The following is a 19,625-nucleotide window of genomic DNA, read 5'->3' as shown; positions in this document are numbered from 1 at the left end:
CACCCCTGTACGGGCATGATGACGACCCGCTCACTCTACCGGTCCGTACCACGTGGACCTGGGGGTGGCGGACCGTGTACGGCATCGGGAACCCACGGACGTACGAGACCGGGGCACCGGCCCCGGCGGGCTCACGGCGGGCTCGCCGGGCGGTGTACGGCGGGTTCACGGCTGGCTCGCCCGGCGATGTACGGCGCGGCTCACCCGGCGATCCGCGGCCGACTCACGCGGCGATGTACGTCGTCGGGGGCCCGCCCGGTACGGCCTCCGCGCGCCCGAGCTTCACCAGCCGCCGCAGATGGGACTCGGCCTCCGACACGGCGATCGACCGCGAACCGTGCGGGATCTGCTCCCACGGCCGGTTCCACTCCATCCGCTCGGCCAGCTGCCACGGGGTGAGCGGCGTGGCGAGGAGCGCGAGGAGCCCGGTCAGCCGCTCCTCGTGATGGTCGAGCAGCTCCCGCACCCGCCCGCCCGCGTCGGTGAACGCGTGCTGGTGGGCGGGCAGCACCTCGGCCACCCCGAGCCGCCCGATCCGTTCCAGCGAGGCCAGGTAGTCCCCGAGCGGATCGGTGACGGCGGTGTCGTCGGGGTCCTCGTACAACCCGATGTGCGGGCTGATCCCCGGCAGCAGGTGATCTCCGGAGAACAACCGCCCGTGCCCCGGCAGATTCGCCGGATGCCGCTCCTCCAGATGGAGGCAGACATGGCCCGGGGTGTGGCCGGGGGTCCAGACGGCCCGCAGCCGCCGCCCGGAGAGGCCGAGCAGTTCGCCGGGGACGATGTCCCGGTCGGGCAGGGCGGCGCGCAGCCCGGGCAGGGTCCGCAGCCGCCCCGCGCCGCGGGCGGCGCGCAGCGGGGCGAGGTGTTCCTCGGGCGCACCGACGGCGGCGAGCTTACGGGTGAGGTAGTCGAGCCAGGTGCCGGGCTCGGAGTCCCGGGTGCGCCGGACGATCGCGGTGTCGGCCTCGTGCATCGCGATCCAGGCCCCGGATGCCTCGCGGACCTGCCCGGAGAGGCCGTGGTGGTCGGGGTGGTGGTGGGTGATGACGACGCCGTGGACGTCGGTGACGGCGGTGCCGAGGGCGGCGAGCCCGGCCACGAGCGTGTCCCAGGAGGCCGGGTCGTCCCAGCCGGTGTCGATGAGGACGGGCCCCCGGTCGGTGTCGACGAGGTGGACCAGGGTGTGGCCGAGGGGATTGTCCGGGATGGGGACCTGGATGCTGTGGACGCCTCCGCCGTGGTCGGTCACCTGAGTCATGGGCTCCCCATCTCCGCTTCGGCCTCCACTGTAACGAGAACTCGTTCCAGTGGTAGCCCTGGTCTACCAAACCCTTCGCGCAAGGGGTGTTCCTGTACGGGCCGGTGCGGTCCGATCCGTGGACTCCTGGAACAGGAACTGGTATCAGTTCTGACGACTAGTCAGTCAGTGGGCCGGGCGGCGGGAGGCAGCAGCCATGACCGAGCTTGTGGAGCACGGACAACTGTTCATCGGCGGGGAGTTCACCGATCCGCTCGGCAGCGAGGTCATCGAGGTGATCTCCCCGCACACCGAACAGGTCATCGGCCGCGTGCCGCACGCCTCCGAGGCCGACGTCGACCGGGCCGTCGCCGCCGCGCGCCACGCCTTCGACGAGGGCCCCTGGCCGCGGATGCCGCTGGACGAGCGGATCGCGGTGATCACGCGGATCAAGGACGCCTTCGCCGTACGCCACGAGGAGTTCGCGCGGCTGATCAGCGCGCAGAACGGCACCCCGTACAGCGCGAGCGTCATGGTGCAGGCGCTGGCGGCGATGATGGTCTGGGACTCGGCGATCACGGTGGCGCGCGCCTTCCCCTACGAGGAACGGCGCGACGGCGTCCTCGGCCCGCTCCTGGTCCGCCGCGAACCGGTCGGTGTGGTCGCCGCGGTCGTACCGTGGAACGTCCCCCAGTTCACGGCCGCCGCGAAACTGGCCCCAGCACTCCTGGCAGGCTGCACGGCGGTCCTGAAGGTCTCACCGGAAACCCCCCTGGACGCCTACCTCCTGGCGGAGACAGCGGCGGAGGCGGGCCTGCCGGAGGGCGTCCTCTCCATCCTCCCGGCGGACCGGGAGGTCAGCGAGTACCTGGTGGGCCACCGGGACGTGGACAAGGTCTCCTTCACCGGCTCGGTCGCCGCGGGCCGCCGCGTGATGGAGGTCGCCTCCCGCAACCTCAGCCGGGTCACCCTCGAACTGGGCGGCAAGTCGGCCGCGGTGATCCTTCCCGACGCGGATCTGGACGCGGCGGTCGCGGGCATCGTCCCCTTCGCCTGGATGATCAACGGCCAGGCGTGCGTGGCCCAGACGCGCATCCTGGCCCCGCGCTCCCGTTACGACGAGGTGGCGGAGGCGTTCGCGGCAGCGGCGGGCGCGCTCCGCGTGGGCGACCCCCTGGACCCCGCCACGGAACTCGGCCCCCTGGTGGCCCGCCGCCAGCAACAACGCTCTCTGGACTACATCCGCCTGGGCCAGGAGGAGGGCGCCAAGATCCTCACGGGCGGCAGCCGCCCCGCCTCCCAGGAACGAGGCTGGTACGTGGAACCCACACTCTTCGGCTCGGTCGACAATTCCATGCGCATCGCCCGCGAGGAGATCTTCGGCCCGGTCGTCTGCCTGATCCCGTACGGCGACGAGGCCGAGGCCGTCCGCATCGCCGACGACTCCCCGTACGGCCTCAGCGGCAGCGTCTGGACGGCCGACACGGAACGCGGCATCGACATCGCCCGCCAGGTCCGCACCGGCACGTACAGCGTGAACACCTTCAGCCTCGACATGCTGGGCCCGTTCGGCGGCTACAAGAACTCGGGCCTGGGCCGCGAATTCGGCCCCGAGGGCTACGGCGAGTTCTTCGAGCACAAGATGATCCACCTCCCCGCCGACTACCGGGAGGCGTGAATGGGCGACCGCTGGCACGTGGAGGTGGACCGGTCCGTCTGCATCGGCTCCGGCATGTGCGTCAACCACGCCCCGGACGCCTTCCACCTGGACACCGCCCGCCAGTCCCACCCGAGGGACGAGGACCGCGACGCGGCCGAACAGGTCCTGGCGGCGGCGGAGGGCTGCCCGGTGGAGGCGATCACGCTGACGCTGGCGGGGTCGGGGGAGGTGGTTTTTCCGCCGGAGGAGTGAGGGGCGTCCGGAGCTTCCTCGTCTGGTCACGACCAGACGAGGCGCCCGTCGGCGATCTTGCCCTTGGTGCAGTTTCCCGTCACCGCCGCGCACGGGGTGCGCGCCGGGCGGCCGCCGATGGTCCACGAGGACGCCTTCGACCGGCTGCTCGTCGCGCAGGCGCAGACCCATCGGCTGGTCCTCGTCACCCGGAACGCCTGGATCCCGCAGTACGGCGTACCGGTCGTGCGGGGCTGACCGGTACGCCGTACCCCGGTGGAACGGGTCAGACCGCCGGTTCGCCCTCCGCCTTCCGGAGCAAGCCCTCCGGCGCCCGCCGCAGCGCGCGGATCGCGGGGACGCCGAGCATGACGGCCAGCAGGACGAACGACATGACCGACGAGAAGATCAGCACCTCGTTCGCGCCGAACGCGTCGGCCGCCGGCCCCGCCAGGGCGCGGCCCAGCGGGATGACCATGATGGAGCCGGCGACGTCGTACGCGGAGACGCGGCTCAGGACCGTCAGCGGGATGTGGGACTGGACGCTCGTCGCCCACATCACGCCCCAGAACGCGAAGCCGTAACCCGCGATGACGTGGGCCACGGCCGTGGCTGCGAAGGACCATTCCAGGGCCGGGGCCAGGGGGTTGAGCGCGAAGCAGAGCATCGCCAGGGCGCCCGCGACCAGGGGACGGCGCGGGCGGACCCGCATACCGATCAGGCCGCCGATGATCGTGCCCGCGCCGTCCGCCGAGGCGATCCAGCCGTACCCGCTCGCCCCGTGCTGCTCGATCATCAGCGCCGCGCCCAGCGGCAGCGCGGGACCGAACACCAACAGGCCGTACACGGACCAGACCGAGATGACGCCCCACAGCCACTGGCGGGACCGGAACTCCTGCCAGCCCGTCGCGAGCCTGCGCCACATCGGTGCGTCTCCCTCGTCACGGACCGTGTGCAGCTTCCGCAGCGGTAGCAGCACCGCCGCGCTGAGCGCGTACGCCGCCGCGATGACCAGGTACGAGCCCGAGACCTGCCAGTACGCGACCAGGATGCCCGCCAGGCCGGGGCCCAGCAGGGTGCTCAGGGCCTCGGAGATCCGCAGCAGCGCGTTGGCCTTCTGGATGTCCTCGGCGACCCGGGGGACCATGCTCGCCATGCCAGGCTGGAACATCGCCGTCGCGGCCCCGCTGAGCGCCATCAGCGCCATGATCTGCCACAGCGGAACGCCGTCCGAGAAGAAGAGCAGCGCGCCGAGCGTGATCATGGCCAGCATCCGCACCAGGTCGGCGCAGATCATCATCAGCTGCGGGGTGAACCGGTCGGCCAGCACCCCGCCGAACAGCACCAGCAGGACGATCGGGGTCATCCACGCGGCCAGCGCGTACCCGACGCCGCTCGCCCCGTGGCCCGCTCCCAGCACGGCTGTGGTGAGGGACACCATCAGCATGCCGTCGGCCAGCAGCGACGCGCTGCGGGCCGTGAAGAACAGCTGGAACCGGCCCGACCGCCAGGGGCTGGGCAACGGCTCGGGCTTCTGCTGGAGGGTCGTGTCGTCAACGCTCATGTCGCACCTGCCGGCTCCTGCCGGTCCCTTCCTCGATGATCTGCTGCCGACGCCACGCGTCGCTCCGGTGCGCTTCGGCGGGCGGGTGCTCGACGAGCACGTAGCGGCGGGGTGCGATGACGCCCGTACCGCCGTGGGCGGGGAGCTTGTTCATCAGTGCCTCGTGGGCGCCGACCGGTGTCAGGGCCGTGTCGCCGCCGCGCGCTATGTACGCCGTGAGGCCCGGGGGCGAACCCGCGCGGGGGCGGTCCGCCTCGATGTGTACGGGCAGGCCCCCCACCGCCCCGCTCAGCGCGTCCCGTACGGCGGTCGGCGAGGCCCAACAGCCGTCCACCCGCGTCCATTCGGGACCGCGCTCGGCAGGCCCGACGCTCGTCACCCCGGTGAGCGAGCCGAGGGGTACGTCACCCTCGGCGGCCGCCTCCAGCAGCCGCACCAAGCCGGTCAGGAAGCCCTCTGCCTCCTGCGGGGTGAACAGTGCGGGGTCGGCCCACAGGGAGATGTGGAGCTGGGGCGTCGTCTCGTACGTGAATGCCAGCATGCGCGTCGGCAGCACCTGCAACGGGCCCCAGGTCAGATCCAGTTCGGCCGCGCCGCTGTTCTGCGGCGCGGCGGAGAGAAGCGTGGCGGGAAGCACGCTGACGTCGTTGAAGACCACGTCCCGCGCGAAGTGGCTGCCGCGCTCACCGGCGACTCGGCCGATCATCTCCCACAGGCGTACGGAGTCGAACTGGCTGTGCCGGTAGGCGTTGAGCGCCGCGCCCCAGGTCTTGCGGACCAGCGTGTCGAAGGACGGGACCCTGACGTCCAGGCAGAGCAGCGCGTCCTGGGACAGGGTGTTCACCGAGCGGGCGATCGTGGGGTGGAACCGGTTGGAGGTCGGGACGGCGGTGACGCAGGAGTCCTGGCCCGCCCGGTGGGCCACCAGCGCGCACCAGGCCGCCAGCAGCACCGTGGCCTCCGGGTTCCTGATGCGCCCCGCTGCTGCGGCGAGGGCCCGCGCGCCGCGCCGGGACCGGAGGGTGAGCTGCCGGGCCCGGCCGTCCGCGCCCGCCGCACGCGGCTCGGCGAACATCTCCTGCGGCTCGGTGCGGATGATCCGCTCCCAGTACCGCAGCGACGCCTGAGACTTCCGCTTCCCGGCGGGGGATGCCTCCTCGGCCGCCAGGTCGAGCGGGGCGAAGGAGGCCGGCGCGGGCAGTTCCTCGCCTGCCAGCAGGGCGAGGAACTCCTCCCGCAGGACAGCCAGCGCGCTGCCGTCCGTCACCGCGTGACTGGAGGCCAGGGCAGCGTGGACGGGGACGCCGCCGAGGGTGAGCACCGTGATCCGCAGGGGAAACTCCCGGTCCAGCGCGAAGCGGCCGGCGCGGGCCGCCCGCGCCACCGTCTCGGCGTACCGGGCGGGCTCCTCGGGGAACTCCGTGTGGTCGACGACGGTCACCGTGAACGTGCCCTCGCCCGCCACCACCTGCTCCACGGGCGTGGCCCCCGGCACGTGCGGAAACGTGGTGCGCAGCCCTTCGTGGCGCAGGGCCAGCGTGCGCAGGGCGTCGATCGCGGCGTCCAGGCCGGTGCCCGGGGGGATCGCCCACACATCGTGGTTGTTGATGTGCTCGGGATCATCCCGCAGGATGCAGCGGATCATGTTGGCCTGGCCCATGGTGAGGGGGCCGCGGCGCTCGTCACCGCCCGCATAGGCGACGGTGAAGGTACGGGGAGCATGCGGGGTGCGCGGGGTGTGCGCGGGATTCCGGTGCATGGTGTCCTTGCCGACAGCGGAGTTCATCGGGTCACGGCCGGGGGGTGTCCGGCCGTGACCGGCGAGACGTCCCCCCGACCCGCTGCGGCGCTCGCACGGGTCAGCGCCTCCCAGTGGTCCATCAGGAGCGCGAAGTCGGCCATGCCGTCCCGGGCCTCGTCCAGGAGCCGGGAGCGGCGGTCGGCGAGCGTGTCCGTGACCGTCGCGTAGCGGCCGCCGCGGTCGAGGCCGATGCTGTCCCGGACGAAACCGGCGACCACACGGGCCCGGATGCGCCTCTCGGCGTCGAGCGGCGCGTCACCGGCCGCCGCCGTCCTCGCGTACACGGCGTTGAGGTATGTCATCGACAGCAGGAACTTCGCGAAGCGCAGCTGGTACGCGAGGAACCCGGAGTCCGTACGCCGTTCCTCCGTATGGAAGTTGGCGATGTGCCGGTTGTGCTGGACGCCGGGCAGCCGGGCGTCGTGGACGAGATGGGTCAGGAAGCACTCGCTGCCGATGGTGTTGGTGGTGGGCGGCAGCGGGACCTTGCCGTAGACCTCGTGGCCGAGCCCGATGTCGCACATGCCCGCGTGCATCGGGCTGATGGTGGTGAGAGTGATGCGGTCGCCACCGAACGCCGTGTCCCCGGCGCCCCGGAAGGACGCGTCGATCAGATGTCCGCGCCAGATCTCCGGGTAGTCCTCGGGTGTCGACAGTCCGACCAGCTCGCGGTACGTGTCCTGGTCGAGGCGCTGGTAGCGGCTGTCGGAGTCCCGGCGGTGGACGGACGTACAGCCGAGGGCCTGGGCGATGAGGAACGCCCGGTTAGCGCAGGCTCCGTAGGAGACGCGGGACGGGGGCAGCGCGGCCACCGCCTTCCGGTGCTCGGCGTGCGCCGACGCGGGGGCGCGATCCAGGACCAGGAGGTGCACCTCGATGCCGAACCGCCGTGCACCGTACGCCGCTTCCTCGCCGACCGCCGCGATGGCCCCGGCGCACGCCCGGTTGGTGGGTAGGGCCAGCCAGACGCGCCGCACGAAGGCTCCCCGCTCTGCGCGGCGGAATCCGTGCCCTGGACGCCCTGTGCGGCGGGTGCGATGTCCTCGGTGCGCAGATGGCGCATGGACTCCACCCGGGACTCGCGCAGCCGCTCGTGCTCCTCCAGCGCGGGCATCATCGACAGGTACTGCACGGCCCCTACCCCGTTCTCGGAGAGGTTGCGCGCCACTCCGTGGGCCAGCAGACCGTTCCGGATGAGCAGGTCGGCGGGGCTCAGATCCGGTCGCACGAAGGGGAGTTCGCCCCGGTCGATGTCCGGGCGCAGGGGGTCCCGATCCGTCGGCCGGCTGGTCTTCAAGGTGTCGAACTGCCGGAACAGCTCCGGGCAGCACTGGAAGCCGCCCGTCTCCGGCCGGGTGTCGTTGAGCGCGATGATGCTGCAGCTGCCGGCCCAGCTCGGAGCGCAGCGGCCGGTCCTCGTACCAGGTCTCCGGCCGCTCGGGATCGAGGTCTGGGAAGTCCCAGGTGAAGTGCAGCAGTTGACGTGCCACCGAGGCCGGTACGGCTTCCCGGACGATGACGTAACCGTACGTCTGCCAGTGGGTGAAGTCCTCCTCGGACGGCACCCGCACCGGATGCGACTTGTCGAGCTCCCGCAGGGCGGTCTGCGCGAGGCGGGTCTCGCCGTCCGCGCTGAAGTACGGGATGTCCGACGCCGCGCGGTGCGGGCGGGGCCGGCGGCGAGGGGCGGGTGTCGTCATGAGGTTCATGGCAGGTCCTTGTCCTCGGCCGGCCGTGCGGCGACCCCGGGGGAGCGGGGTCGCCGCGGACGGCGGGACGGTTGGCAGCGGCGTGGCGGGAGGAGCCGTGGCCACGTCGATCAGCAGGATTGGTCCAGACCGCATGGGCTGTCAAGTGCCCGGTAAATATGGCGATATGGGTAGCGGTCATGTACCTGGCGGTCACGGAGCCGATACCTGCCGTTCGGTATTTTTGGTCTAGACAACAGGCGAGCGACGGGCCTAATGTCCAAGGGTGCGGTCGGGTTCGTGACGGGCTGTCAACCGTTTCCCTTCCTGTGCTCCGGCCGGTGACGGCCCTGTTCGGGACCACCGACGCCACGGCGATGTGGTCGGTGCGTCCGGTGGGTGTCCCGCTTGCCGACCCACACCGAGAAGGACGCGATTTCATGAACACATCCAGCATCACGGCCCTGCCGGGTATCGAGCTGAAGAGTCCCGGTGCCGGGCTGATCACGCTGGACCCGGTCCGCACCGCACTGCTGCGGGGCGGCTCCCCGCCCCCGAGGCCGTGGGGCCGCCCCTGCTGTCCGTCGACGGACTGGCGCGGCTGGACTTCTTCCGTAACTTTCCCCATCTCGGGGTCTCCGCCGGGCGGTTCGGCGCGGAAGCGCTCGACCAACTGGCCTCCGGCGGCTCACCGTAGGACCTCCCGCTGCACCCGACCGGCCATGTGCTGCCGTCCGCGACCTGCTGCGGGCTGCTGCTCTCCCTGGAGGGCTAGGACGTCGGCGAGGAAGGGCTGCGGCTCTCGGCGGTCGGCCGCTACTTCCGCAGCGAGACCCGCTACGACGGCCTGCGCCGGCTGCGGGGGTTCCATATGCGGGAGGCGGTCTACCTCGGCACCAAGGGCGGTGCCGCCGAACACCAGGAGCGCGCAAGGGAGTTCGTCCAGGAAGTGGCCGGGCGACGGGGGCTGGCCCTGACCCGGGCGGCGGCCGACGACCCGTTCTTGACAACGGCGGATCGCGGGCCCGTCTGATGGCGCTGGACCCGGTGAAGTAGGAATACAGCGCTCCCGACGGCACAGCCATCGCCTCCGTCAACCGGCACCGCGACTTCTTCGGCGAGCGGCTCGGCATCCGCGCCGGCTCCCATGGGCCCGCGTACAGCTCCTGCTCGCCTTCGGCGTCGAGCGCTGGGTGCACGCGATGACCCTCGCCCACGGCTCCGCCGAGCAGGCCCTGGGGCGGCTCCGCGCCGCCGGTTCCTGACCTTCACCCCGGCAGACAGCCGGAACAGAACAAGAGGAGCGATCTCCCCCCATGGAACGTGTCGTAGCGTGGCTCAACGAGAAGAATCCCGGCCTTGACGGCCCGATCGGCGTCGAGGAGGACCTCGTGGAGGCCCGCCTCATCGACTCGATGGACTTCCTGGAGTTCATCGATCTCCTGGAGGAGATCTCGGGCAGCGGTATCGATCTGCAGGAGGTCACCATCGACGACTTCCGCACCCTCGCCCGTGTCAGGGAACGCTTCATGGGCTCCGTCGCTCGCGGAGGTGCCGACCGGGTGAGTACGGGCCGATGACCCGTCTCCCGCCGCCGCTCCTCCCGCGGCCGCGTCTCCTCCCGTCGCGCCTGCCGCCCCCGTACCTCCCGTACCTCCCGTCGCCGTACGAGAAGTGCGACGCGAAGCACGACTGCGACAAGGCCACGGCCGCCGTCGCTCTGGTGGCTGCCACCGCCGAGGTGCTGGCGCACCCGGAGCTGGACGAGGACATGCTCGCCCCGTGGGAGCGGCGTCGGCTCGCGGGGATTCGGGTGCCCGGCCGGCGCGACGATGTCGTGGCGGCCCGACTGCTGCTGCGGCTGTGCGCCTCCCGGGTCACCGGGCTGCCGCCGCGGGAGGTGGGGCCCGCCCAGCGCTGCCCCGGCTGCGGGCAGGACGGGCATGGGCGGCCGTATCTCCCGGACCGCCCCGGGCTGGGCGCCGCCTTCAGTCACGCCGACGGGCTGGCCGCGGCGGCGGTCGGACCCGGCCCGGTCGGTATCGACGTGGAGCCCCTGACGCGTCGGCCGGGGCCCGTGAGCGTACTGCGGCGGCTGCTGTCGGAGGCCGAGGTGGACGCCGCCCGCGCCGCGCCGGACCCCGGTCCGGCGCTGCTGCGGTTGTGGGTCCGCCGGGAGGCGTTGTTCAAGGCCGGGCGGGACGACGTCCGGCTGGCCGAGTGGACGGACCACCACCGCGCGGCCGTGGTGGCACTCGCGGGCGCGGGCCCCTGGCGGGATGCCGGTCCGGCGCAGCCCCTCAGCCCCGGCCCGGTTCCGCCGTCAGGTCGATCAGGCGGCAGACCGTCTCGATGTCGATCTTCACCTGAGCGATCGAGGCCCGGCCCGACAGCCAGGTGATCAGCGCCGAGTGCCAGGTGTGCTCGATCACGCGGACCGCGGAGAGCTGTTCCGGCGTCGGGCGCTCCAGGCCCATCGCGTCCAGGATGATCGCCGTGGTGAGGCGGGAGACCGTGTCCACCTCGGGGCTCACGCTGCGGTCCGCGAAGGTGAGCGCGCGGACCATCGCGTCCGCGAGGTGCGGTTCGCGCTGGAGGGCGCGGAAGGCCCGCATCAGGGTCTCCGCGACCCGCTGGGCCGCGTCGTCGCCGGCCGGGGGGCGCTTGCGGAGTGTGGTGTGCATGTGCTGGAGCTGGTCCTGCATGGTGGCGACCAGCAGATGGATCTTGGAGGGGAAGTAGCGGTAGAGCGTGCCGAGCGCCACCCCGGCCGCCTCCGCCACCTCGCGCATCTGCACCGCCTCGAACCCGCCCCGGCTGGCGAGCTGGGCGCTGGCGTGCAGGATGCGGCGGCGACGGGCCTCCTGCCGCTCGGTCAACGGAGGCGCCGTGCGGTCGGTCGACGCCGACAGGGATGCCCCGCGCTCGGCCGATGCGGGCGTCGCGCGTTCGGTCGGCGTGGGCGCTGCCGGTCTGGCGTCCGCGGTCATGCTGTCACCATCCATGATCCATGGCCTTGTTCCTCGGCATCCGGGCGGACGAGCGGGCGCCCCGGGCGCGCACAGCATGCCAGGACGTCCGTCGTGGCGCGAATCACCTGATCCGGCCGTCACACCGACGCTACCTGCCGGTAGATTCGATGCACGTTGAACGATCAAGTCTGAAACTTGTTCTAGATTAGCGCGACCGGTTACGCTCCGGCGAACACGCAGTCAGAAGGGGGCCGAGTGTGACCGCTGAGGCCATAGAAACGGGCCCCCGCACGGGCGAAGGCGGCTCCGCCGGGGCCGGTGACCGGCCGTTGCGCATCGCACTCCTCACGTACAAGGGCAATCCGTTCTGCGGCGGCCAGGGCGTGTACGTCCGCCACCTCGGGCGGGAGCTCGCGCGGCTCGGCCACAGCGTCGAAGTGATCGGCGCGCAGCCCTACCCGGTGCTCGACGAGGGCGTCCCGCTCACCGAGCTGCCCAGCCTCGACCTCTACCGGCAGCCCGACCCCTTCCGTACGCCGAAGCGCGGCGAGTACCGGGACTGGATCGACTTCGCCGAGGTCGCCACCATGTGGACCGGCGGCTTCCCCGAGCCGCTCACCTTCAGCCTGCGCGCCCGCCGCCATCTCCTCTCCCGGCGCGGCGAGTTCGACGTCGTCCACGACAACCAGACCCTCGGCTACGGGCTGCTCGGCGACCTCGGGGCCCCGCTCGTGACGACCATCCACCACCCCATCACCGTGGACCGCAGGCTCGACCTGGCCGCCGCCACCAGCCGCCGCCGACGTGCCTCCGTACGCCGCTGGTACGCCTTCACCCGGATGCAGAAGCGGGTCGCCCGCAAGCTGGACTCCGTCCTCACCGTCTCCGGCTCCTCCCGTGACGAGATCGTCGAGGACCTCGGCGTACGGGCGGACCGGATCAGCGTCGTCCACATCGGCGCCGACACCGACCTGTGGTCGCCCGACCCCTCCGTCGCCGAGGTGCCGGGACGCATCGTCACCACCTCCAGCGCCGACGTCCCCCTCAAGGGCCTGGTCCACCTCGTCGACGCGCTCGCCAAGCTCCGTACGGAGAATCCCGACGCCCACCTCGTCGTCGTCGGCAAGCGCGCCGAGAACGGGCCGGTCGCACGGGCCATCGAGCGGCACGGGCTGGCGGACGCGGTCGAGTTCGTCAAGGGCATCAGCGATCCCGAGCTGGTCGACCTCGTGCGCAGCGCCCAGGTCTCCTGCGTGCCCTCGCTGTACGAGGGGTTCTCGCTGCCCGCCGCCGAGGCGATGGCCACGGGCACCCCGCTCGTCGCCACCACCGGCGGTGCGATCCCCGAGGTCTCCGGCCGCGACGGGGAGACCTGTCTCGCCGTGCCGCCCGGTGACGCGGACGCGCTGGCCGGGGCGCTGGCCCGGCTGCTGGCCGATCCGGAGCTGCGTGCCCGGCTCGGTGCGGCGGGCCGGGCACGGGTGCTGGAGAAGTTCACCTGGGCCAGGGCCGCCGCCGGAACGGCCGAGCTGTACCGTCAGGCGATCGCCGCCCGCGGAGCCCACAGGTGACGCACGCCCCGCAGGCGGACGCAGGTCCGCAGACCGCGGACCCGTCGACCGGAACCCGTACCCCGCTCATCTGAACCGTACCTCCGACCTCGAAGGCAGGCCCTCGTGCTGACCGTCGACTTCACCCGCTTCCCGCTCGCCGCAGGCGACCGAGTGCTCGACCTGGGCTGCGGTGCCGGCCGGCATGCCTTCGAGTGTTACCGGCGCGGTGCGCAGGTCGTCGCCCTCGACCAGAACGGCGAGGAGATCCGCGAGGTCGCCAAGTGGTTCGCCGCGATGAAGGAGGCGGGGGAGGCCCCCGAGGGTGCCACCGCCACCGCCATGGAGGGCGACGCCCTCAACCTGCCGTTCCCCGACGACTCCTTCGACGTCGTGATCATCTCCGAGGTCATGGAGCACATCCCGGACGACAAGGGCGTCCTCGCCGAGATGGTCCGGGTCCTCAAGCCCGGCGGCCGGATCGCCGTCACCGTCCCGCGCTACGGCCCCGAGAAGGTCTGCTGGGCCCTCTCCGACGCGTACCACGAGGTCGAGGGCGGCCACATCCGTATCTACAAGGCCGACCAGCTCCTCGCCCGCATCCGCGAGGCCGGACTCAAGCCGTACGGCACCCACCACGCCCACGCGCTGCACTCGCCCTACTGGTGGCTGAAGTGCGCCTTCGGGGTCGACAACGACAAGGCCCTGCCGGTGCGCGCGTACCACAAGCTGTTGGTCTGGGACATCATGAAGAAGCCGCTCGCCACCCGGGTCGCCGAACAGCTCCTCAACCCGGTCGTCGGCAAGAGCTTCGTCGCGTACGCCACCAAGCCGCACCTTCCGAAGGCCGAGGCGTGAGCACTCCCGAACAGACCGAACACCTTGTCCTCCCTGGCGTCCTGACGGCAGGGCAGGCGGCCGAGACGGTCGCCGCGCTCCTCGCCGTGCAGCGTGCGGACGGGGCGCTGCCCTGGTTCCGGGGCCACCACCTCGACCCGTGGGACCACACCGAGGCCGCGATGGCCCTGGACGCGGCCGGTGAGCACGCGGCGGCGGCGCGCGCCTACGACTGGCTCGCCCGCAACCAGAACGCCGACGGCTCCTGGTACGCCGCCTACCACGACGGCGACCCGCAGCAGCCGACCGACCGGAGTCTCGAAAGCAACTTCTGCGCGTACGTGGCCGTCGGCGTCTGGCACCACTATCTGGCCACCGGCGACGACGCGTTCGTCGACCGGATGTGGCCCACGGTCTTCTCGGCGGTCGAGTTCGTGCTCGGGCTCCAGCAGCCCGGCGGGCAGATCGGCTGGAAGCGGGAGGCCGACGGCACGCCGGTGAACGACGCGCTGCTGACCGGCTCCTCCTCGATCCACCAGGCGCTGCGCTGCGCGCTGGCCATCGCCGAGCGCCGCGAGGAGCCGCAGCCCGACTGGGAGTTGGCGACCGGCGCGCTGGCCCATGCCATCCGCAGCCACCCCGAGCGCTTCCTCGACAAGAACCGCTACTCGATGGACTGGTATTACCCGGTCCTCGGCGGCGCGGTCACCGGGGCCGAGGCCACCGCCCGTATCCAGGAGGGCTGGGACCGCTTCGTCGTGCCCGGGCTCGGGGTGCGCTGTGTGCTCCCCAATCCGTGGGTCACCGGCGGCGAGAGCTGCGAACTCGCCCTGGCCCTCTGGGTGACGGGGGAGTCGGACCGGGCGCTGGAGATCCTCCAGTCCGTCCAGCACCTGCGCGCCGAGGGCGGCCTGTACTGGACGGGTTACGTCTTCGAGGGCAACAAGGCGTTCTGGCCCGAGGAGCTCACCACCTGGACGGCGGGCTCCCTGCTGCTGGCGGTGGCCGCGCTCGGGGGGGACGAGGCGACCACCGCGGTCTTCGGGGGCGAGCGGCTGCCGGTCGGCCTGGAGCCGGACTGCTGCCGCTGAACACCGCCCGATGGACGGTTCGCGCAGGGTGAGGACCGGACGGCCCGCACCGGGTGGCGACCGGTGCGGGGAGGGCGGAACCCGGTTCCTCCGACCGGGTAGGGCCGGTGGGCAGGGGATAACCAGGTGATCCACTCGGGTGTCGCCGACTAGGGTGCCCGCCATGACGCTGCTCCCGTACGACCGCTACTGCGACGAGATCCTGGCCCAGACCGACGCCCTGCGCGCGACGCTGGCCGGTGCCGATCTCACCGTGACCGTGCCCACCTGCCCCGACTGGACGCTGCGCGAACTCGCCGTGCATGTCGGCGGCGCGCACCGCTGGGTCGGTGAGATCGTGCGCACCCGGGCCGCCGAGGACGTTCCCGAGGACAAGGTGCCGGGTATCGAGGGGCCCGGCGGTGACGACCCCGGGGCGCTCGACGCCTGGCTCGCCGAGGGGGCGGCGGACGCGGTGGCCGCGTTGCGGGAGGCGGGGCCGGACGCCGAGGTGTGGACGTGGGCGTGGGAGCGGCGGACCGACTTCTGGGCGCGGCGCATGACGCACGAGACGGTGGTGCACCGCGCGGACGCGGCGCTCGCCGCGCGGGTCCCGTACACCGTCGGCCCCGAGGTGGCCGCCGACACCATCGAGGAGTGGCTGCGCATCGTCTCCTTCGCCCAGGAGGACGGTGACCCGGAGGCGTCCGAACTTCGGGGTGGCGGGCGCTCGTTGCACCTGCACGCCACCGACGTGCCGGGTGCCGAGTGGCTGATCGGGTTCGGCGAGGACCGGTTCACCTGGCGGCGGGCCCACGAGAAGGCGACGGTCGTGCTGCGGGGCCCGCTCACCGAGCTGATGCTCGTCTTCAACCGCCGCCTCGATCCGACCGACGACCGGGTGGAGGTGCTCGGCGACGCGGAGCTGCTGGACTTCTGGCTGGACCGGTCGTCCTTCGGATGAACCGGCGCCTCTAGCTGTTGAGTTCCGCCAGGACCCGCAGTGTGTGCGGGTCCGGGGCGGTGACCAGCAGGTCCGTCACCGGGCCCTTGCGCCACAGCTCCAGCCGCTCCTTGATGCGGGCGCGCGGGCCCACCAGCGAGATCTCGTCGGCGAACGCGTCGGGCACCGCCCGCACCGCCTCCTCCTTGCGGCCCTGGAGGAACAGCTCCTGGATCCGGCGGGCCTCCTCCTCGAACCCCATCCGGGCCATCAGGTCCGCGTGGAAGTTGCGGGCCGCGTGGCCCATCCCGCCGATGTAGAAGCCGAGCATCGCCTTCACCGGCCACAGCCCCTCGGCCACGTCGTCGCAGACCTGCGCGCGGGCCATCGGCGCGATCATGAACCCGTCCCGGAGTCCGGTGAGCGAGGCCTCGTAGACGTCCGTGCGCAGCGGCGACCAGTACAGCGGCAGCCAGCCGTCCGCGATCGCCACCGTCTGCGCGATGTTCTTCGGGCCCTCCGCGCCCAGCAGGACGGGGAGGGATGCCCGCAGGGGGTGGGTGATCGGCTTCAGCGGCTTGCCGAGGCCGGTGGCGTCGGGGCCGGTGTACGGGTGGGAGTGGAAGTGACCCGCCAGCTCGACCGGGGCCTGCCGTGCCAGCACCTGCCGGATCACCTCGACGTACTCGCGGGTCGCGGTCAGCGGGCTCCTCGGGAACGGCCGCCCGTACCACCCCTCCACCACCTGCGGCCCGGACAGGCCGAGGCCCAGCAGCATCCGGCCACCGGAGAGATGGTCCAGGGTCAGCGCGTGCATGGCCGTCGCGGTGGGGGTGCGGGCCGCCATCTGCGCGATCCCGGTGCCCAGCCGGAGCCGTGAGGTGCGGGCGGCGATCCAGGTCAGCGCGGTGAAGGCGTCCGACCCCCAGGCCTCCGCCGTCCAGACCGAGTCATAGCCGAGCCGCTCGGCCTCCTGGGCCAGGGGGAGATGGCCGGGGTCCGGGCCGCGGCCCCAGTATCCGAGCGCGAGTCCTAGCCGCATTCCGTTCCCTCCGGCCGTTGCTGACGATGCGTCAGCTGCTGTCAGGAGTGGACTGTACGACAGTGGCCCCCCGCCCGGAAGGGCGGGGGGCCACTGTGTGAGCTGCGTGCGGATCAGCCGCGCTGGATGCCCGTGGTGTCCTGGAGGACGCCGCGACGGCCGTCCTGCGTCTGGGCGATGAGGCCCTGGCCGCGCTGCTCCACCGCGAGGTACCAGGTGCCCGGCGCCAGCTCGGCGATCGGGTTCGGCGAACCGTCCTCGCCGTACAGCGGGCGCGCCACCGGAACGGCGAACCAGAACGGGGTGAAGTCGCCCGCCGGGGCCGCGCCGCCCTGCGAGGGCTGCTGGTCCGGGGCCTGCGCCTGCTGCGCCGGGTCGGCCGGGGCGGGCTGGCCCTGCGGGCCGCCGGGCTGCGCACCCGGGTAGCCGTAACCCTGGCTCGGCTGAGCGCCGTACGGCTGCTGCTGGGCGCCCGGGTAGCCGTAGCCCTGGCCGGGCTGCGCGCCGTACGGCGGCTGGATGCCCTGAGCCGGCTTCGGGGCGCCGACGAGCGGGGCCTTGAGCGCGGGGATCAGCGGAGCGGCGACCGCCGCCGCCGCGAGCACGATGGCGGCCAGCAGGCCGAGAATCAGACCGGCCCCGGCGTCGTTGATGTCGAGGATCGTCCAGAACGCCGTCCACAGCGCGAAGACCGTGAGCGCCACACCGAACTGGCCGATGTCGAGCCCGGCGACCTTGCGGCCCGGCATGGTCCGGCCGACGACCACCAGCGCCGCGCCGATGACACCGGCGAGGAAGACGCTCATCAGGAGCCCGAGCGAGTCCCAGGCGTTCGGGCTGTCGAAGCGGGAGCAGTCGATGCCCGAGGGGCAGTCATAGCTGGAGTAGTCGAGGAAAGAGGCGATGAACAGCACGACCGCTGCTCCGATCACCACGCCATCGCCTCGAGTGAGGGAGCGGATATTCACGTGAAGGTCCTTAGTCGGTCGTCTCGTCGGGGCGGTCGTCGCTGCCGCCGGTGCGGCGGTACGGCACGAAGCTCGGGAGCGGCTCCCCATCGTACGGATGAATCTATCGTCTGCTCGGGCGGGTTGCGTCCCAGCCCGGATTCTGAACGGGTATCCCCCCAATATCACCGCAGAACTACCCCTCCAGGTAGCTCGCAATCCCGTCGGCCAGGCCCTGGGCCGCCTTCTGTCGCCAACTGGCGCTGGTAAGCAGGGTGGCGTCCTTCGGGTCACGCATATTGCCGCATTCGACGAACACTTTGGGCACAGTCGACAGATTCAGTCCGCCGAGATCGCTGCGCGTGTCCAGACCGGAATTCCCGCCGATGTAATTGGAAGGCGCGCTTCCGGTCGTGCGGACGAAGTGCCCGGCGATCCTGGCCCCGAGGTCGGCCGAACTCTCCACGATCTTCGTGGTGTCGGCCCCGCCGCCCTTCACCCGGGCGGGCAGGATCACATGGAAGCCCCGGTTGCCCACGCCCGACCCGTCGGCGTGCACCGAGACCACCGCGTCGGCCTTGGCCTCGTTGCCGATCCGCGCCCGCTCGTCGATGCACGGCCCGAACGGCCGGTCGTCGTCGTGCGTCAGCCGGACCCGTGCCCCCTGCGCCTCCAGCAGGGCGCGCAGCCGGTGTGACACGTCGAGCGTGAACCGGGCCTCCGCGTAACCGTCGTTGGTGGCTGTACCGGTCGTATCGCACTCCTTGCGCCCGGTGCCGATGTCGACTTTCGCGTTGATCTCCCGGGTGTGCTCGCGGTTACGCGGGTTGTGGCCCGGGTCGATCACCACCGTCCGGCCGGTCAGGGGGCCGCGCGGCAGCGGCTCGGCGAGGGACGCGGAGGGTTCCGGCCGGTCCCCGGTCGGTGCGGGCGGCGGAGTCGCGGCCGTCGCGGAGGCTCCGCTCCCGCCCGGCCCGGGCGAGGCCGCACCGGCCTGGTCCGCTCCGGGGCCGCCACCGCATCCGGCGGCGGTCAGACAGAGCGCGGTGAGCGCGGCGGCCGCGAACAGGGGCCGGGTACGGCGGGTGGGGGGAGGGCTGTCGTCGTACGGCACGCGGCGATGCTACCCACCCGGCCGCCGGGTGCCGACCCGGATGCCCGTGTCCGGCTGCCGGGGCGGCGGCCCGGGTGTCGGATAGCCGTGTCCGGCCACCAGGGTGGCGGCCCGGGTGTCAGATGCCCGTACCCGTACGCCGTAGCACGCGCAGCGAGTCCGTCGCCGACACCTCGGTGAACGCACCGGAGGCCAGCGCCCGCAGATACACCCGGTACGGGGCCTGCCCGCCGTCGGCCGGGTCGGGGAACACGTCGTGGATGACCAGCAGCCCGCCCTCGGCGACATGCGGGGCCCAGCCCTCGTAGTCCCCGTTCGCGTGCTCGTCGGTGTGTCCGCCGTCGATGAAGACGAGCCCGAGCGGACCTGCCCAGACGGCGGCGACCTGCGGGGAGCGCCCGACGAGCGCCACCACGTGGTCCTCCAGACCGGCCCGGTGCAGGGTGCGGCGGAACGTCGGCAGGGTGTCCATCAGCCCGACCTCGGGGTCCACCACGCTCGGGTCGTGGTACTCCCAGCCCGGCTGCTGCTCCTCGCTGCCCCGGTGGTGGTCGACGGTGAGCGCGCTCACCCCGGCCGCCCGCGCCGCGTCCGCCAGCAGGATCGTGGAGCGGCCGCAGTACGTGCCCACCTCCAGCAGGGGCAGCCCGAGCGCGCCGGCCCCGGTGGCGGCGGTGTACAGGGCGAGGCCCTCGTGGACGGGCATGAAGCCCTTGGCGGCCTCGAACGCGGCGAGGATCTCCGGGCCGGGTCCGGCGGCGGGCGCGGACGCAGGAGTGGCTGCGGACTCGGCGGTCACGGGGTTCCTCCAGGTGGGGCGGGGCGGCCCGGGGCTGTTCCAGGGCGGCGACCATCGTGCCGTACCGGTCGTCCGCTCCGGTCGGCGGGGCTAGCCGTCGCCCAGGAAGCGGTCGACGAGCAGGATCGCGATGCCCACCGGCACCGACAGCACGGCGATGTGCAGCA

Annotated in this window: 18 protein-coding genes and 2 pseudogenes; 10 read left to right on the top strand and 10 right to left on the bottom strand. The window is 72.4% G+C overall.

Annotated features, from left to right (window positions below):
• Positions 1-223 precede the first annotated feature (223 nt).
• Positions 224-1,261, bottom strand: coding sequence for an MBL fold metallo-hydrolase (locus tag RI138_RS08035; RefSeq protein ID WP_311119354.1), 1,038 nt, complete (start codon positions 1,259-1,261; stop codon positions 224-226).
• A gap of 196 nt (positions 1,262-1,457) precedes the next feature.
• Here RI138_RS08035 and RI138_RS08030 point away from each other — a divergent pair, with 196 nt between their 5' ends.
• The 3 genes from RI138_RS08030 (at position 1,458) to RI138_RS08020 (ending at position 3,389) form a co-directional block, all read left to right on the top strand.
• Positions 1,458-2,918, top strand: a complete 1,461-nt coding sequence (locus RI138_RS08030; RefSeq protein ID WP_311119353.1) for an aldehyde dehydrogenase — start codon at positions 1,458-1,460, stop codon at positions 2,916-2,918.
• A complete protein-coding gene (locus tag RI138_RS08025) occupies positions 2,919-3,152 on the top strand; it encodes a ferredoxin (protein WP_311119352.1) in 234 nt (77 codons plus the stop codon).
• Positions 3,153-3,218: 66 nt separating this feature from the next.
• Positions 3,219-3,389, top strand: coding sequence for a hypothetical protein (locus tag RI138_RS08020; RefSeq protein WP_398862582.1), 171 nt, complete (start codon positions 3,219-3,221; stop codon positions 3,387-3,389).
• A gap of 28 nt (positions 3,390-3,417) precedes the next feature.
• Here RI138_RS08020 and RI138_RS08015 read toward each other — a convergent pair whose 3' ends face one another.
• The 4 genes and pseudogenes from RI138_RS08015 to RI138_RS08000 all read right to left on the bottom strand — a co-directional run.
• On the bottom strand, positions 3,418-4,695 hold the full coding sequence (locus tag RI138_RS08015) for an MFS transporter (protein ID WP_311119351.1): 1,278 nt from the start codon (positions 4,693-4,695) through the stop codon (positions 3,418-3,420).
• On the bottom strand, positions 4,685-6,481 hold the full coding sequence (locus RI138_RS08010; protein WP_311119350.1) for a condensation domain-containing protein: 1,797 nt from the start codon (positions 6,479-6,481) through the stop codon (positions 4,685-4,687). Before RI138_RS08010 ends, RI138_RS08015 begins: the two co-directional genes overlap by 11 nt.
• Complete coding sequence (locus tag RI138_RS08005) at positions 6,478-7,473, bottom strand: DUF6271 family protein (RefSeq protein ID WP_311119349.1); 996 nt, start codon at positions 7,471-7,473, stop codon at positions 6,478-6,480. The genes RI138_RS08010 and RI138_RS08005 overlap by 4 nt, the downstream gene beginning before the upstream one ends.
• Positions 7,458-8,205: pseudogene (locus tag RI138_RS08000) on the bottom strand (phytanoyl-CoA dioxygenase family protein); the annotation flags it as partial. The pseudogene RI138_RS08000 and the gene RI138_RS08005, both read right to left, overlap by 16 nt.
• 419 nt (positions 8,206-8,624) lie before the next feature.
• On the opposite strand from RI138_RS08000, the pseudogene RI138_RS07995 reads away from it, so the two are divergent.
• The 3 genes and pseudogenes from RI138_RS07995 (at position 8,625) to RI138_RS07985 (ending at position 10,585) form a co-directional block, all read left to right on the top strand.
• Positions 8,625-9,449: pseudogene (locus RI138_RS07995) on the top strand (hypothetical protein).
• Between the two features lie 51 nt (positions 9,450-9,500).
• The gene (locus RI138_RS07990) at positions 9,501-9,764 is read left to right on the top strand and encodes an acyl carrier protein (RefSeq protein WP_311119348.1); all 264 of its coding nucleotides are present in this window, start codon (positions 9,501-9,503) and stop codon (positions 9,762-9,764) included.
• Entirely contained in the window at positions 9,761-10,585 is an 825-nt protein-coding gene (locus RI138_RS07985) for a 4'-phosphopantetheinyl transferase family protein (protein ID WP_311119347.1), read from the top strand. Before RI138_RS07990 ends, RI138_RS07985 begins: the two co-directional genes overlap by 4 nt.
• Here the strand turns inward: RI138_RS07985 and RI138_RS07980 are convergent.
• Positions 10,485-11,174: a TetR family transcriptional regulator gene (locus RI138_RS07980; protein WP_311119346.1), complete on the bottom strand. Its 690-nt coding sequence runs from the start codon at positions 11,172-11,174 to the stop codon at positions 10,485-10,487. The genes RI138_RS07985 and RI138_RS07980 overlap by 101 nt on opposite strands.
• A 239-nt stretch (positions 11,175-11,413) precedes the next feature.
• On the opposite strand from RI138_RS07980, the gene RI138_RS07975 reads away from it, so the two are divergent.
• The 4 genes from RI138_RS07975 (at position 11,414) to RI138_RS07960 (ending at position 15,577) form a co-directional block, all read left to right on the top strand.
• Positions 11,414-12,727, top strand: a complete 1,314-nt coding sequence (locus tag RI138_RS07975) for a glycosyltransferase family 4 protein (protein ID WP_096631599.1) — start codon at positions 11,414-11,416, stop codon at positions 12,725-12,727.
• Positions 12,728-12,832: 105 nt separating this feature from the next.
• Positions 12,833-13,564: a class I SAM-dependent methyltransferase gene (locus RI138_RS07970; protein ID WP_096631601.1), complete on the top strand. Its 732-nt coding sequence runs from the start codon at positions 12,833-12,835 to the stop codon at positions 13,562-13,564.
• Entirely contained in the window at positions 13,561-14,634 is a 1,074-nt protein-coding gene (locus RI138_RS07965; RefSeq protein ID WP_311119345.1) for a prenyltransferase/squalene oxidase repeat-containing protein, read from the top strand. Before RI138_RS07970 ends, RI138_RS07965 begins: the two co-directional genes overlap by 4 nt.
• Before the next feature lie 163 nt (positions 14,635-14,797).
• The gene (locus tag RI138_RS07960; protein WP_311119344.1) at positions 14,798-15,577 is read left to right on the top strand and encodes a maleylpyruvate isomerase family mycothiol-dependent enzyme; all 780 of its coding nucleotides are present in this window, start codon (positions 14,798-14,800) and stop codon (positions 15,575-15,577) included.
• 10 nt (positions 15,578-15,587) lie between these two features.
• Here RI138_RS07960 and RI138_RS07955 read toward each other — a convergent pair whose 3' ends face one another.
• From RI138_RS07955 to RI138_RS07940, 4 genes are all read right to left on the bottom strand, one after another.
• Positions 15,588-16,598, bottom strand: coding sequence for an LLM class F420-dependent oxidoreductase (locus RI138_RS07955; protein WP_311119343.1), 1,011 nt, complete (start codon positions 16,596-16,598; stop codon positions 15,588-15,590).
• 113 nt (positions 16,599-16,711) lie between these two features.
• Positions 16,712-17,566 (bottom strand): DUF5336 domain-containing protein, encoded by an 855-nt coding sequence (locus RI138_RS07950; protein ID WP_311119342.1) that lies wholly within the window; start codon positions 17,564-17,566, stop codon positions 16,712-16,714.
• 175 nt (positions 17,567-17,741) lie between these two features.
• Positions 17,742-18,659, bottom strand: a complete 918-nt coding sequence (locus tag RI138_RS07945) for an N-acetylmuramoyl-L-alanine amidase (protein ID WP_311119341.1) — start codon at positions 18,657-18,659, stop codon at positions 17,742-17,744.
• Positions 18,660-18,777: 118 nt separating this feature from the next.
• Complete coding sequence (locus tag RI138_RS07940) at positions 18,778-19,365, bottom strand: class I SAM-dependent methyltransferase (protein ID WP_257002437.1); 588 nt, start codon at positions 19,363-19,365, stop codon at positions 18,778-18,780.
• Positions 19,366-19,625: the final 260 nt, after the last annotated feature.

Source organism: Streptomyces durocortorensis, assembly GCF_031760065.1.
Classification (GTDB): Bacteria; Actinomycetota; Actinomycetes; order Streptomycetales; family Streptomycetaceae; genus Streptomyces.
This window is presented reverse-complemented; position numbering and strand designations above follow the sequence as displayed.

Excerpts from the sequence above, each read along its gene's own strand:
- RI138_RS07980 (WP_311119346.1), bottom strand. The coding sequence starts at position 11,174 with ATGACCGCGGACGCCAGACCGGCAGCGCCCACGCCGACCGAACGCGCG.
- RI138_RS07985 (WP_311119347.1), top strand. The coding sequence starts at position 9,761 with ATGACCCGTCTCCCGCCGCCGCTCCTCCCGCGGCCGCGTCTCCTCCCG.
- RI138_RS07955 (WP_311119343.1), bottom strand. The coding sequence starts at position 16,598 with ATGCGGCTAGGACTCGCGCTCGGATACTGGGGCCGCGGCCCGGACCCC.
- RI138_RS08010 (WP_311119350.1), bottom strand. The coding sequence starts at position 6,481 with ATGAACTCCGCTGTCGGCAAGGACACCATGCACCGGAATCCCGCGCAC.
- RI138_RS08015 (WP_311119351.1), bottom strand. The coding sequence starts at position 4,695 with ATGAGCGTTGACGACACGACCCTCCAGCAGAAGCCCGAGCCGTTGCCC.
- RI138_RS08025 (WP_311119352.1), top strand. The coding sequence starts at position 2,919 with ATGGGCGACCGCTGGCACGTGGAGGTGGACCGGTCCGTCTGCATCGGC.
- RI138_RS07960 (WP_311119344.1), top strand. The coding sequence starts at position 14,798 with ATGACGCTGCTCCCGTACGACCGCTACTGCGACGAGATCCTGGCCCAG.
- RI138_RS07990 (WP_311119348.1), top strand. The coding sequence starts at position 9,501 with ATGGAACGTGTCGTAGCGTGGCTCAACGAGAAGAATCCCGGCCTTGAC.
- RI138_RS08035 (WP_311119354.1), bottom strand. The coding sequence starts at position 1,261 with ATGACTCAGGTGACCGACCACGGCGGAGGCGTCCACAGCATCCAGGTC.
- RI138_RS08030 (WP_311119353.1), top strand. The coding sequence starts at position 1,458 with ATGACCGAGCTTGTGGAGCACGGACAACTGTTCATCGGCGGGGAGTTC.
- RI138_RS07940 (WP_257002437.1), bottom strand. The coding sequence starts at position 19,365 with ATGCCCGTCCACGAGGGCCTCGCCCTGTACACCGCCGCCACCGGGGCC.